The organism is Cupriavidus sp. 01L45, from assembly GCF_056399885.1.
Genome location: NZ_JBFTSG010000001.1, coordinates 257686 through 270904 on the forward strand (window position 1 = coordinate 257686; position 13219 = coordinate 270904).

Genomic DNA, 13219 nt, shown 5'->3' on the forward strand with positions numbered 1-13219 from the left:
CGTGCAATAAGGCTACTGTCCCAGCGAGAACGAACCGAAGCGGAAAATAGCAACGCCTACGCCAATCGCAGATCCCACAACACATCAAGTACGTGTTGCGTGGAACGCTCAACGTACCCCGCACGATGTGCGATGCCGAGCCGACGCCACAACGCCGGGCGCAGCGGACGCATGACAATGCGGCTGTCGGGCAATGGCGTAGTGGCCTCATGGGGCAACAGCGCCGCGCCGTAACCTGCCGCTACCAGACTCTTGATCGCGTCGTTGTAGTTGAGCTGAATGCGCGGAGCAGGATGGTGCCCCCCGGTCGCGAACCACTCCGCAGTCAGACGCGAGAGACGCGTGGTCGCGTCATTGAGAATCAGAGGTTGGGCGGCGAGCCATTCAGGCGTGACGCGGGCCGGACACCGCCAATGCGCCGGCACAAAGGCCATCACGGGGTCGCGGCGCCAAGGCTTTATCACGAGTCCGGCCACCGGGGGCTGAGGCAGTGCGATCAGCCCAACATCCAGCGTTCCATCCGCCAGTCGGGACAGCGTTTCATGCGAAGTGAGTACTGCAACCTGAATGTCGATAGCGGGATGTTGCTGGCGCAACACCTCAAGCGCTTGCGGCAACAGGTGCGCGATCACGCCAGTCGACGCACCGAGCCGCGCGCGCCCTTCGAGCCCCTGCACCTGGCGCTGAATATCGTCTAACGCCTGCTCCGCATCGGCCAGCAGTCGACGCGCGCGCTCCACCAGCACCTCTCCTATCGCCGACGGCCTGACATGTCCGCGCTTCCGTGACAGGAGTGGCGCCCCAATGCGGTCTTCTAGTTCAGCGATGTGGAGGCTGACCGTTGGCGGCGCCAGGTGCAACGCACGCGCCGCATCGGCAAATGAGCCACGGTCGGTAATGGCGACCAGAGTGCGCAAACGGTCCAGGCTGATCTCTCGCATGTCGGCGTCCAGATTCAGAAAAACTGAATATTCACGTTATGAAATACAACTTTCCCTATTCTAGCGGTCCATGGAACATAGGGGCTCGTTCTACTTGTTACAACACACAGTCACCGGAGTATTCCACGTATGAGCTCTCCCGTTGTTTTCATCGACGGCGACCAAGGCACCACCGGGTTGCAAATCCACGAACGGCTGCGCAACCGGACCGACCTTAGACTGTTCACGCTTGCCGCTGCGGAACGCAAAGATCCGCGGCGTCGCGCAGAAGCCATCAACGCCTGCGACATCGCCATCCTCTGTTTGCCTGATGCCGCCGCGCGCGAGGCCGTGGACGCCATTGTTAATCCTGCCGTCAGAGTCATCGACGCAAGTTCCGCCCACCGCACACAGCCGGACTGGACATACGGCTTTCCGGAAATGACGCTGGGACAGGCTGAGCGCATTGCGAACGCACGTCGGGTCACCAATCCCGGTTGCTATCCGACCGGTGCAATTGGCTTGCTGCGTCCCCTGTTGCAGGCTGGGCTCATACCAGGCAACTACCCTATCAGCATTCATGCGGTGTCGGGCTACTCCGGACGCGGGCGTGCCGGCGTGGAGGAACATGAGGGGCAGCGTGCCGTCAACGCGCCTTCATACCAGGTATATGGTCTGGAACTCGCGCACAAGCACACCCCGGAGATCCAGCAGCACGCCGGGCTCGCGCAGCGTCCCATCTTCGTCCCTGCGTTGGGTGCGTTCCGCCAGGGCATCGTGCTGACGGTGCCCTTGGAGTTGCGGCTGTTGGCACCCGACGTGGATGGCGCCACGTTACACGCATGCCTCGCACGCCACTATGCCGAGGCGGCCCACGTACATGTCTTGCCGCTGCACGAATCGTGCACCTTAAAGCACCTGGATCCGCAAGTGCTGAACGGTACGAACGACATGCGCTTAAGCGTATTTCCTAACATGGAACACGGGCACGTCCTGCTGTCCGCGGTTTTCGATAATCTTGGCAAAGGCGCATCCGGCGCTGCGGTTCAGAACCTGAACCTGATGCTCACGCAGCAATAGTGGCCGATGGCTCGAGCTAACGTTCGGCCGCACCCATATGCCAACGATTGTTGCCAATCTGGTCTCCGAAACCACGTCCGCATGACCGTCACGCCGCCTGGCGGCAGCGCTGCCATCCACCGCTCCGGCTATACACTCACCATCCTGCGCAAAGACCCCGATGGGCATTGGCGGCTCACGCGCGATGCGAATCTGCTCGCAGCAGAAATCACGGCGACGCCGTCACGAAGGCATCGCCGGGTCATCTGCAGGGATCGAAACTATCGTTGTGCGGTGCACTAGGAAGGAGGCTCCTGCTTGCCCCCCTTTCACGTGCTCGCATGGCTTACATGCGTCGCCGGCTCGCCCCAGGTCGGCCATTACCCCACATGGCGTTCCCGCCCTATATCGCTAATAATGGTCTAACTGCCGTTGCCGGACGAGGGCGACCATGCTTTATAGTCCCGAAGCAATTCATACAGCCGCCCTGCCGGGGAACGCGGGTTGCGGCAAAACCTCGCCGGTCGAGCGCCGCACCACGATGTGCGAATTCGATCCGCTCGACACGCCCGACGACCAGTCGCGCCTGAACGACATCACGGGCGGTCACGACAACCACACGATCCAGCTCGGTCACTATGAATCCGTGCCACCCGCCCCGCAGAAACCGATGGCGTCGCAGCACAAGTCGCACAGGGACGGCGCTGCCTGATGGTAAAGGATGCCGGGATGCCGATGAATGCCCCAATTCGGCCGTCAGTTCGCCAGCCCAGCCACGTCATCGGCAGGGAATGGGACAGTCCCGGACGGCAGATCCAAACCACAGCAATGCGCATGGCGACGAAAACCGCCGGGCTTGCACTATGGCTTGGGAGTCTCTTGCCGTCCCCTGCCCTTGCAGCCCTGCAGAATCAGTTCCTGTATTTCCCCGCTAAGGCTGAGTTGTCAGAACTGGTTGCTGGCGGCCTAAGGGCATGGCCGTCTTCGCAAGACGTCAAGGGCCTGGTTGCAGAACCCACCGGGCCAGTGCGTGCCACGGCGATTGTTTTCCATGGCAATGCCGGACATGCCGGCCACCGCAGAGCGTACGCCGCGGCTCTGGCGCCCCATGGCGCACGCGTGATTCTCGCCGAGTATCCGGGCTACGGACCGCGCCCGGGACCGTTGGGCGAAGTCAGCCTAGTGAATGACGCCGAGCAGATCATCGCGCAGGCCTATCGCCAATATGGCGCACCGCTGCTGGTGATCGGCGAATCGCTGGGGGCCGGCGTTGCGGCGGCGGCCAGCGTGCGCCAGCGGGACAAGACAGCAGGCCTGATGCTGATCACGCCATGGGACACGCTGCAACATGTTGCCGGCTACCACTATCCCTGGCTGCCGGTGTCGTGGCTGCTGCGGGATCGCTACGACAGCGCGGCCAACCTGGCGTCGTTCACCCGGCCCGTTTTGGTGGTGGTTGCGGAGCGCGACAGCATTGTCCCGGCGCGCTTTGGCGTCGCACTGCATGACGGGCTGGTAGCGCCTCGGCAATTGCGTGTAGTGCCTGGTGCCGAGCACAACGATTGGTTCGAGCGGGTAGACGATGCCTGGTGGCGCGATGCCCTTCGCTTCCTGCTCGGGGGGTCGGATTGAGTCCGTCCCCCTACCGGATGACACCCAAATATTGCGTGGTCGGCACGGGCTGGCGCCTTCAGTCACTAAAGCGTGGCGCAGGCCGGACTGCCAGCCCCTTCCTCGATATTCGGCCACACCAACACCTCAAACTGATCAGGCGGAACCGGCTGGGAATACAAAAAGCCCTGGGCAAAATCACAACCCACGGCGATGAGAAAATCGCGTTGCTCCGTCGTCTCCACGCCCTCGGCAATGACCTTCAATCCCAGTTTGTGCGCCAGCATGACCATTGCCTCGCAAAGCGCCTGATTGTCGCCATCAAAGCCGAGGTTATGTACGAACGAGCGGTCGATCTTGAGGTAATCGATGTCGAAGCGCTTGAGATAAGCCAGGGACGAGTAACCAGTACCGAAGTCGTCGATCGAAATCCCGATTCCCACATCACGGAAGGTCAGCAGCTTCTCATTCAGTTCGGCGTCCAGTAACAGGCCCTCGGTGATTTCAACCACAACGCTCTGCCCCGGCATCCCTTCCCGCACGAGATAGTCGGACCATTGATTGCAAACCAGGCCGTCTTGCCGTATCTGCATCGGTGACATGTTGACGCTGATCTGGAAAGACGGATGGAATCGGCCGCGCCATTGACGGGCCTGGTGCACGGCCTGCTTGAACACCCAATCCCCGATCGGAACGATGAGCCCCGTGTCTTCGGCCAATGGAATGAAATCCTGCGGATTGATCGTGCCGCGTTCGGGGTGCAGCCAGCGGATCAGTGCCTCGGCTTTGTAGATTTCCCCGGTCTCCAGGTCGACGATGGGCTGATAGTAGACCTGGAACTGTCCGCCAGGCAGGGCGGCACGTAGATCGCTCGTGAGACGCAGGCGCTTTTCCGCCGCTACACGCAAGTCGGGCGTGAAGTAGCTGAAACGGTTGCGCCCGGCGTTCTTGGCCGCATACATGGCCTGGTCTGCGTTCTTGAAAAGGACATCCAGTTCGCCGGTGTCGTCGGGATAAAGTGTGACGCCGACGCTGGCGGAAATGAAGGTCTCATCCGCGCCGAGCTTGAAGGGCTCGGCCAGCTTGTGGATGATGGCCTTTGCGATCCGTTCAATGCGTTCGGTATCGTCCATGTTGGGCAGAATGACGGTGAATTCGTCACCGCCAAGGCGCGCGACGATATCCGATTCGCGCACGCACGAGATGATGCGCCTGGCGGCCTCGATCAGCAGGATGTCTCCTGTGTCGTGTCCCAGGGAGTCATTGACCTCTTTGAAGCGATCCAGGTCGATCAGCATCAAGGCCATACGCTGCCGGGAGCGATGCGCCATGCCGGCTTCCTCCTCGAGACGGCTGTGAAACATCTGGCGATTCGGAAGATGGGTCAGCGCATCGAAATTGGCCTGTTTCCAGATTGTCGCCTCGAATGCCATCCGGTCCGATAAATCACGACCCACAGCCAGCACCGAGTTCACCTTGCCCGACCGGTCAATCTCTGGCGTCAGGCGGATATGGGTGCAGTGTTCCCGTCCATCCTTGCTGAGCCATCTCAGCTCGAATTGCCCACTTCTCCCGCTTGAAATGGTGTCGGCGATTTTCTCCTCGTAGATCAGCGCGTTGGCGCCGCCGGGAACCTCCGAGGGCCGCTTGCCGAGCGATTCGCCTAGGGTGCGCCCTGCCGAGGCACAGAACGCGGGATTGGCGTAAGTGCGGCGGAGGTCCCGGTCGTAGCGGGTAATCGTGTCCGGGGAGTTCTCAATCAACGTTCGCGACTCCTGCTCCCTGGAGACGAGTTCCGCTGTTCGCTCGACGACGGTCTGCTCAAGGGAGGCGTTGATCTCGTTGATCTTCTGGATTTTCTGGCTGATCGCCCCACTCATTCTTTCGAAACGCTGCGCGAGCCGGCCAAGTTCATCCTTGCCGCCGGCATCAGTGCGCGCATGCGCCTCCGCCTCGGCTCCCGCATCGTTGCCGGTATCGTGCATCTTTCGCACCAGCTCTTTGAGCGGTGCCGAAATGCTGTGGGAAATGAAGTAGGCCAGGAAGATCGAAAGCAGGAACCCCGAGATGCCAACCAGTACGATCTGATTGCGCACGGACTGTGCCTCTGCCGTCAACTTCTTTTCTGGGATTGTGCTGACGACAAACCATGTCGTGCCGGGAATTGCTGCGTACGCGGCAAGGTAGCGCCCCTCGCGCTTGCCCTCGAAGTCGACGAAACCACTCGGCTCCCCGTGTAGCTCGTTGCTTGCGATTTTCTTGATCAGGTCAGGCTCGGCCATCCCTTCGGTGTTCGTGGAAATGCCGTCGGCGCGGACAACCACTTTGTTGTTGCCGGCATCGAGAACGTAGATTTCCGTTCCACTCCCTAGGGCGACGTCATCAAAAATTGTCGAAAAATGCTCGGGGCTGATGACCAGAACCAGATTGCCAATCTGCCGGTTGTTGCTCTTGCCGATGATGGCGCGCACCATCCCGAGATTTTGTTGCCCGACGCCGTTGTCGTAACTGCCCCAGTAAGGCCGGCCATTGCGATCGGGAGCCTGCTTGACCAGACGCAGCACACCCCGGCTCAGCTGCGCGAAGACCTGGGTGTCCATGATCCGGTTGTTCTTGTCGAGCAGATACTTCTGGTTGATGAAGTCAACCGATCCGTAGTGCTGCAGGAGCAGGCGTGTCATATCCTGGCGCGCCTCGCTCCGCTCCTTTGCACTGCCATCCACAACGCTTGTCAGCGCGCCTTGAACGCGATCGGAGAGTACAAGAAGGCTGCTTTCCGTCTCGATCTGCTCCATCCGCAACGAGATGTTCTTGGATACCTGCTTGACCATCTCTTTCGAGAATACCTCCGCCTTCTCCTTGATCGCGGCGGTCGACTCCACATACGATATGTAGCCCGATATAAGTATCGGTATCAGCGACAGCAGGATGAACGCAGTCATCAGCCGGTAGCGAATTTCGACACGGCGCAGCAGGTCCAGCGAGAGATATGCGAAAGCGCTTCGCAGCGAACCTATGATTGAGCTCATCGGTAGTGCATCTTTGCTTCATTCTTGACAGACTCGTCGAGGAGCTTGGCGGCCTGTCCGGGCGTGATCTTCCTGACCAGCACTTCCTGCATCAATCGATGGAGCTGCTCGATCGAGTTGGAGGGTAGAACCGAATAGTATGGGCTGACGGTCACCGGATAGCGGCTGACCATGTTTGTGTAGTCGACAATCTTCTGATCGCTTGCGAGCGTTCCCGCGACTTGCTTGAATGGGGGGATGTTCTGGCGTTTTCTCTGGAGAATGGAGAACCCCTTCCCGGCAATGAATTCGAGAAAACGCATGGCTGCGGCCTTGTTGGGCGTCTCGCACACCGCAAACCCGGTTTCGCTGCCGATCACAGGCACCACCCGCTTGCCCGGCGCGTTCCAGGGCGGAATAAACACGCCAACCTCGAAAGGGTTGCCGTGCAGCAAAGGGCCGGCTGCCCAACTGCCGTGAAAAGCCATCGCGACCTTGCCTTCCTTGAACAGCCGTATGCCTTCGTCGTAATCCGTCGCCATGAAGGCATCTTGTACGTAACCACGTTGCGGCATCAGCGCAATCCGGGCAAAGATAGCTGCTACCTGAGGCGTGTTCAGGTCCAGCGTGCCATCACCGATTCTCTGCTTCCAGTCTGGCTCGCGCGCCACCACATTGTTGCCAAAGCCGAAGCTGAAGGGGCCGTTGCCGAGCATGTTCGGGAAGCCGCCGCTCCACATGATGGGTGTTAAGCCCGCAAGCTTGAGCTGCTCGCAAACCATCAGGAACTCTTGGAAATTGGTTGGCAGTTCCTTGACCCCAGCCTTCGCGAACAGTGCCTTGTTGTAATAGATCAGCGTTGTAGCCACTCCGCCGGCAATGCCAAAACGCCTGGATTGGCGACTGGTCCAGTCACCCTTGAGAGGGCCGAGCATGTTGCTCCATGCCGATGTCGCGCTCACGTCTGCCAGGATGCCTTGATCGGCCAATTCAGCCGCATAGGCGTTCGGGTTGACACTCACCAGATCCGGCAAGTTGCCGGAAGCAATCCGGGGCTTGATATTCTCTTCGACCGAATTGCCGACCATGAACTGCACATTCACGCGGACGTCTGGATTGAGTTTGCTGAATTCAGCAGCAATCCGGAGCATCTCCTCCGGCCAGTCTGGCGCCCATATCAACGCTGTAATGGAGGTCCTGGCCGGCACGGCTGCGCCCGACGAAGCGTTGTCTCGCTGTTGACAACCGCATAGGAACAATAAAACGAGGCTGACCAGCCCAGCTAGCAGGGAGGAAAACTCGATGCGTCGCGCTTGGGGGGTCACTTTTCGGCTTCGGGATGGGCTATCTGTGCCTCCACAGGCACTTTCGATGTACCGGGAAGCGAACCGATGGCAAGGCATGGCGGCGTCTCTGCCGCGATAACCTGCAACGAAGTCGAGAACGCCGCAGCCCCCGGCGAGGCAACCGATTCCCTACAAGACAGGGCTTGCAAACACAGCAGGAATGCGCAGCCAACCCGCATCGGGAAACGCTTGCTACGGCTGGGCTGCGTATGTTTGGCCATGACGGCGGGTTAGGCGAATTGATCGGAGCGGTGCCTGCACTGCGTATCGACAACGAGCGCAAATACTTTACCGGGGCAAACCCGAATTTCCATGCCATGACGGGTAGTTGCCGGCATGGCCGGACTCAGCATGATAGCCGAATGACCGCCCCTGACGGGGATTCGAACGGTGGATGCAACACACTGGAGACTCCTTGCTATCCGCCGATGAAGTCGCTGTGCGTAGGCAGCGGTCCGTAGCGTGCCTTGATGATGGCCTTGACCGCGTTGTGCTTCGCCTTGAACTGCAGCCTGCCGAAATTGGCGAGCGCTTCGTTGTCGAGCGCGAAGGCGCCGCCGCCCGATGCGTCGTGCCCGCTATCGCTGCCGTAGGTGACGTAGCCTTGTTTGAACGCGTTGGCCACGCTGGCGGGCTGGCTGGTGAACGCGGACCGGCAGGCACATCGGCACCAAGGCCTTTAAGGCTTGCTTAAGTCTCTGCCCTTAAACTGCCATCACACAAGACAACCCGCGAAGACAACCCGCGTAGGAGGTGCCATGACCCCCCAAGAAATGCAAGCACTGGAAGCCTTCCTGACTCAGCTGACCCAAGCCAGGGCCGGCATGAAGGACCCCCAGGCGGACGCCCTCATCGCCGAAGCGGCCGCCCGGCAACCGGATGCCGCCTACCTGCTGGTCCAGCGCGCCATGATGCTTGACCAGGCGCTGGCGTCAGCGAAAGCGCAGATCGCCACGCTGCAGAGCCAGTTGCAGATGGCGCAGGCCGGCGGCGCCAATCGCTTTCTCGACGCGGACAATGCCTGGGGCAATAGCGCCGGCCGCGTTGCCGCAAGCCCCGCCGCGCCGCAGGCGACGGCCGCGCCTGTCGCCGTACCGCCGGCGGCCCCCCAGGCCGCGCCCGCGCAGCCGCCTCGGCCCGGCTTTCTGGGCGGCGGCCTGGGTGGCACGCTGGGCGGCATTGCCACCACGGCTGCCGGCGTAGCCGGGGGTGCGCTCCTGTTCCAGGGTATCGAGAATCTGTTCCATCGCAATAGCGGTGGCGGGGGCGCAAGCGGATTCCTTGGACAGCCAGCCGCAGGTGCGCTGCCAAGCGAAACGACGGTCGTCAACAACTATTACGGCAATGAAGACCGCTCGCCGCTGGGGGAACCCGGGGCGGCGCTGGACAATGGCCTCCTGGATGACGGGCTGGGCAATGACGACTTCACGGATGACGACTCCTTCAACGTCTAGCGCATTCTGGGGCGTACCCCGTCGCCCGCAGCAACGGTTCAACTTCCAGGCGGTGACAGGTACGCCAGACGATTCCTGGCTGAGCCAGCGCGATCACGTCCTGTCCCTGCCGATGTACAACACCGGAGCGCGCCCCTACTGAATCTTGATACTCGCCTGGCTCACCACCGCTCGCCACTTCACAAGTTCTCCCGCCAGGTGCGCTGACAGTTGCTGCGGCGTGCCGCCCAGCGGCGTTGCCCCCATCTCGGTGAATTTGCGGATCACCTCCGGGTCGCGCAGCACTTCGTTCAGTGCCGCGTTCATGCGCATCACGATGGGTTCTGGCGTGTTGCGGGGCGCGAGCATCGCGAACCAGGTCGAGGACATCAGCTTGGGTTGGCCCAGCTCGGCAACGGTCGGTACGTCGGGCAGGGCGAGCGAACGCTGGTTCGACATGACGGCCAGCGCGCGCACCTTGCCGCTCTTGACCTGCCCGAGGATGCCAGGCACTAGTTGGAACATGGCCTGGATATCGTCAGCGAGGAGGTTCGTGGTGGCCTGGCCGGGGGAACTGTATGGCACGTGGATCAGGCGGGTGCCGGTCTCGCGCATGAAGAGTTCGCCGGCCACGTGCATGGAACTGCCATTTCCCGTGGAACCGTAATTCAGCTTGTCCGGGTTGGCCTTGGCATACGCAATGAACTCGGCCAGGTTCTTGACCGGCAGGCTCTTGTTGACCACCAGGATATTGGGCACATCGGCCACCAGCGCCACCGGCGTGAAGCTCTTTTGCGAATCGAACGGCAGCTTGGCATACAAGCTGGGATTTACCGCCAGCGTGCCCGCCCACGAAAACAGGAACTTGTACCCATCCGGCACGGCCCCGGCGGCCATCCCCACCCCGATATTGCCGTTGGCACCGCCCCGGCTCTCGATGATGACTGTGGCGTGCAGTTGCTTGTGCAATTGCTCGGCTAGCACACGGGCCAGGGTGTCGGCCGTGCCGCCACCGCCTGGCGCGGGCACGATGATCTGCACGGGCTTGGACGGGTCGGGCCAGTCCGCCGCCAGCGCGGAGGACTGCAGACATGGAACCAGGGCCGCCGCAGCGGCCAGGCAGGCCAGGACGTGACGCATGTTATCTCCTTGATCTTTGTAGGCGGCAATTAGGCGCTGCCCTATTCTTGGTTGGTACCGGCTCGCGGCGGCGTCAAGCATACAGCGCTTGCTCCTGGGGGGCGCGCGCGGCGCGGACCACGGCGCGTATCGCCGAGTCCGATGTCGCAACTGGCAGAACGCAGCCCGGGCCGACCATCAGGCGGCGGCCGTCCGTTTGCGATATGGCGTTGCGCACCTCATCCGCAATTTCCTGTTCGCTTCCATGAAGCAAGGTGTCGTGCTCGTTCAACCCACCCACCAGCAGGCGCGGGAAGCGCGCCGCCGCCGCCTCCAGGCCAGGCTTAGTCAGGCGGTCGTGCCAATTGAACATCTCGACCGGATACGTCGCCAGGAGATCGAACATGATGTCATCGCCGTGCGCGTGCAGCATGTTGAATTGCGCCTGGCCACGCAACGCCGCGAACACCTCCAGATCGTAGCGGCGCCCGAAACGCTCATATTCCTGGGTCGTCAGCATGCGGCTCGACGCCAGTTGCGTCGCGAAGAACACGCCGTGCGCGCCGGCCTCCAGCGAGTCCAAAGCGAACCGGATCGTGGTGTCCGTGATTACCCGCAGCGCCGCCTCGAGCGCATCCGGCTCGCAGCGCAGGTCGGCAAATAGCTTGTCCGTACTCAACTTGCGCGCCGTGGTTAGCGGGCTGAACACGGTTTGCAGGATGGGCACCGCGCCACGCAGGGACCGCGCGGCGGCGCGCAGCGCCTCGTTCTGGCGGCCATAGGAGCCCTGTCTCACATCCAGCGGCCGGATCCGAAGCCAATCCTCCGTGGTTCGCACCGGTGGCGCCACCACCGCGCGCGCGCCGTTGGCACTGCCCTGGTATGCCGTGGCGGCGCCCCAGTCTTCAACGCCGTATGTGCCCGGTGGCATGAATTTGACCAGGTCAAAATCCCATTTCCGCTGCCACTCCAATGTGTGCCGCACAAGTTTGTCCACGTCCAGGTCGTCTTCCGGAAAGTGGCGCCACAACGCGACGGGAGTGCGGTCGGTGGCTTCGCCCAGCAGGGCGGCTTCAATGCGCTGCCAATGATTCATGGTCTGCATGTGTTTGCTCGCTTCGATGTTTGCGCAATCCAGCGGATTCAAGGGGCCAGCGCGAGGACTCGGTTTACGCCGGTGGCTACGCGCGCGGCCTCCACGCCGTACACGTGGACGGAGATCGCCACACCCGCGCCAGCGTTGCCCAGCCGATGGACCTGGTCCAGGCCGTCCGTTCCGCTGCTGCCCGCGCCCACGGCGCGCGGCTGCCAGTGAAGCGGCGTGGCGCGCAGGCTCTGGCGGTCGCAGGTGTAGTAGTGCTCTTGCAGTTCTCCCTGAACCACCGTCAGCGCACACCAGGTGTGGTGCGCGTGCACCGGGCTGAACTGCCCGGCCTGCCACACCAGCGCCACGACCGTATAGCGCCCCTGCGGGTCGGCCTGCAGCACGTGGCGCGCATAGCGCTGCGGGTCCGGCTGGCGCTGTGCCGGCGTTAGCCAGTTACCGTCGGCGAAAGATGCCTGCAAGGCGTGTTGCACCGCGCCGGGCAAGCGATCCGGCGGCAATGCCATTGCGGCGTCGATCGCGCGGGTCAGCGCGGCCAGATTGTCGGTTTCCAGAGTCAAGCACATAGGGGTTTTTCCCAGTAACAGTTCGTTTTTCACAAAATCGATGACACAAGGCATTGCTGGCGCTTAGTCTTTCACTGGGTGAAATGCAGGACAAACGAGATGTTTGGAAAACAGTTTTTGTAAAATACGAAACCTTATGCACTACAGCCTGATAGACCTGAAACTATTCGTGGCAGTGGCCGACGCAGGCAACGTGTCGCGAGGCGGCGCCACATGCTTCCTGGCACCCTCGTCGGCCAGCCTGCGCATCAAGCAGTTGGAGCAAGCGCTGGGCACCCGGCTGTTCGTGCGGGAGGCACGCGGCGTTTCGCTGACACGCGCTGGCCAGGTCATGCTGGAGCACTGCCGCCGCTGCCTTGCCGAGCTGGAGCAGATGCACGCCAACCTGGCTCCCTATGCCGAAGGTGTCCGGGCGCAGGTCACGATCTTTGCTAACAGCAGTGCGATCGCTTCGTTCTTGCCGGGGGATCTGCAGACGTTCCTGCGCGACTACCCCGAAGTACGTATCTCCCTGGACGAGCGTCTCAGCCACAACATCGTGGCCGCCGTGGCCGAAGGGCGCGCCGACGTCGGCGTGGTCACATGGGATGACGAGCATCCCGAACTTGTGTTCCTGCCGTACCGTCAGGATGAGGTCGTCATGGTTGTGCCCGAGGGTGACCCGCTGGCCGCGCGCCAGTCGGTAGCGTTCCTGGACTGCCTGAGCCGCCCCTTCGTCAGCCTGCAAAGCGGGGCGGCCATCCATACCTTCATGGTGGGCAAGGCCGCAGCACTGGGACATCACATGGACGTACGCATCCAGGTGTCCGGGTTCGCGGCGGTGGTGGCAATGGTGCGCTCGGGCGCGGGGGTCGGGATGGTGCCGCGCTCGGTGCTGCAGTCGATCAACTGTGACGGCGTGCGCGTGTTGACGCTGCGTGAGAAATGGGCAGTGCGGCCACTAAAGCTATGCACGCGGCGAAACGCGGCTGCGTCCGCAATTTACGTGGGTGCCCTGCTGCGGCAATTAGGCCAGCAGGCTGACGCGCCGGCGGGATAAGCTCGCTGCCGCA

11 protein-coding genes and 1 pseudogene are annotated in these 13219 nt (G+C 62.0%); 5 read left to right on the plus strand and 7 right to left on the minus strand.

Going from position 1 to position 13219, the window contains the following annotated elements:
- Positions 1-56: 56 nt before the first annotated feature.
- Positions 57-941, minus strand: a complete 885-nt coding sequence (locus tag AC1DT6_RS01215; protein ID WP_441625406.1) for a LysR family transcriptional regulator — start codon at positions 939-941, stop codon at positions 57-59.
- A 129-nt stretch (positions 942-1070) separates the two neighbouring features.
- On the opposite strand from AC1DT6_RS01215, the gene argC reads away from it, so the two are divergent.
- The 3 genes from argC to AC1DT6_RS01230 all read left to right on the plus strand — a co-directional run bounded on the left by argC (position 1071) and on the right by AC1DT6_RS01230 (position 3611).
- Positions 1071-2000: an N-acetyl-gamma-glutamyl-phosphate reductase gene (gene argC, locus AC1DT6_RS01220; protein WP_441625408.1), complete on the plus strand. Its 930-nt coding sequence runs from the start codon at positions 1071-1073 to the stop codon at positions 1998-2000.
- A 430-nt stretch (positions 2001-2430) separates the two neighbouring features.
- Positions 2431-2691 (plus strand): hypothetical protein, encoded by a 261-nt coding sequence (locus AC1DT6_RS01225; protein ID WP_441625410.1) that lies wholly within the window; start codon positions 2431-2433, stop codon positions 2689-2691.
- A 122-nt stretch (positions 2692-2813) separates the two neighbouring features.
- Positions 2814-3611, plus strand: a complete 798-nt coding sequence (locus tag AC1DT6_RS01230) for an alpha/beta hydrolase (protein WP_441625412.1) — start codon at positions 2814-2816, stop codon at positions 3609-3611.
- A gap of 65 nt (positions 3612-3676) precedes the next feature.
- Here the strand turns inward: AC1DT6_RS01230 and AC1DT6_RS01235 are convergent, their stop codons facing one another.
- From AC1DT6_RS01235 to AC1DT6_RS01245, 3 genes and pseudogenes are all read right to left on the minus strand, one after another.
- Positions 3677-6619, minus strand: a complete 2943-nt coding sequence (locus AC1DT6_RS01235; protein WP_441625414.1) for a bifunctional diguanylate cyclase/phosphodiesterase — start codon at positions 6617-6619, stop codon at positions 3677-3679.
- Positions 6616-7857 (minus strand): ABC transporter substrate-binding protein, encoded by a 1242-nt coding sequence (locus AC1DT6_RS01240; protein WP_441625515.1) that lies wholly within the window; start codon positions 7855-7857, stop codon positions 6616-6618. Before AC1DT6_RS01240 ends, AC1DT6_RS01235 begins: the two co-directional genes overlap by 4 nt.
- Before the next feature lie 505 nt (positions 7858-8362).
- Positions 8363-8575 (minus strand): annotated as a pseudogene (locus AC1DT6_RS01245) (tannase/feruloyl esterase family alpha/beta hydrolase); the annotation flags it as partial.
- A gap of 127 nt (positions 8576-8702) precedes the next feature.
- On the opposite strand from AC1DT6_RS01245, the gene AC1DT6_RS01250 reads away from it, so the two are divergent.
- Positions 8703-9398, plus strand: coding sequence for a DUF2076 domain-containing protein (locus AC1DT6_RS01250; protein WP_477103000.1), 696 nt, complete (start codon positions 8703-8705; stop codon positions 9396-9398).
- A gap of 135 nt (positions 9399-9533) precedes the next feature.
- On the opposite strand, the gene AC1DT6_RS01255 is transcribed toward AC1DT6_RS01250, so the two are convergent.
- The 3 genes from AC1DT6_RS01255 to AC1DT6_RS01265 all read right to left on the minus strand — a co-directional run bounded on the left by AC1DT6_RS01255 (position 9534) and on the right by AC1DT6_RS01265 (position 12167).
- Positions 9534-10517, minus strand: a complete 984-nt coding sequence (locus AC1DT6_RS01255; RefSeq protein WP_441625417.1) for a Bug family tripartite tricarboxylate transporter substrate binding protein — start codon at positions 10515-10517, stop codon at positions 9534-9536.
- A gap of 73 nt (positions 10518-10590) precedes the next feature.
- Positions 10591-11643 carry a uroporphyrinogen decarboxylase family protein gene (locus AC1DT6_RS01260; protein ID WP_441625419.1) on the minus strand — a complete coding sequence of 351 codons (1053 nt, stop codon included), beginning with the start codon at positions 11641-11643 and terminating at the stop codon, positions 10591-10593.
- Complete coding sequence (locus AC1DT6_RS01265; RefSeq protein ID WP_441625421.1) at positions 11640-12167, minus strand: cysteine dioxygenase family protein; 528 nt, start codon at positions 12165-12167, stop codon at positions 11640-11642. Before AC1DT6_RS01265 ends, AC1DT6_RS01260 begins: the two co-directional genes overlap by 4 nt.
- Positions 12168-12303: 136 nt before the next feature.
- Here AC1DT6_RS01265 and AC1DT6_RS01270 point away from each other — a divergent pair, with 136 nt between their 5' ends.
- Positions 12304-13206 carry a LysR family transcriptional regulator gene (locus AC1DT6_RS01270; RefSeq protein WP_441625422.1) on the plus strand — a complete coding sequence of 301 codons (903 nt, stop codon included), beginning with the start codon at positions 12304-12306 and terminating at the stop codon, positions 13204-13206.
- The last annotated feature ends 13 nt before the right edge of the window (positions 13207-13219 follow it).

Coding starts and splice junctions, on each gene's coding strand:
- AC1DT6_RS01215 (WP_441625406.1), bottom strand. CDS start 941: ATGCGAGAGATCAGCCTGGACCGTTTGCGCACTCTGGTCGCCATTACC.
- argC (WP_441625408.1), top strand. CDS start 1,071: ATGAGCTCTCCCGTTGTTTTCATCGACGGCGACCAAGGCACCACCGGG.
- AC1DT6_RS01225 (WP_441625410.1), top strand. CDS start 2,431: ATGCTTTATAGTCCCGAAGCAATTCATACAGCCGCCCTGCCGGGGAAC.
- AC1DT6_RS01230 (WP_441625412.1), top strand. CDS start 2,814: ATGGCGACGAAAACCGCCGGGCTTGCACTATGGCTTGGGAGTCTCTTG.
- AC1DT6_RS01235 (WP_441625414.1), bottom strand. CDS start 6,619: ATGAGCTCAATCATAGGTTCGCTGCGAAGCGCTTTCGCATATCTCTCG.
- AC1DT6_RS01250 (WP_477103000.1), top strand. CDS start 8,703: ATGACCCCCCAAGAAATGCAAGCACTGGAAGCCTTCCTGACTCAGCTG.
- AC1DT6_RS01255 (WP_441625417.1), bottom strand. CDS start 10,517: ATGCGTCACGTCCTGGCCTGCCTGGCCGCTGCGGCGGCCCTGGTTCCA.
- AC1DT6_RS01265 (WP_441625421.1), bottom strand. CDS start 12,167: ATGTGCTTGACTCTGGAAACCGACAATCTGGCCGCGCTGACCCGCGCG.
- AC1DT6_RS01270 (WP_441625422.1), top strand. CDS start 12,304: ATGCACTACAGCCTGATAGACCTGAAACTATTCGTGGCAGTGGCCGAC.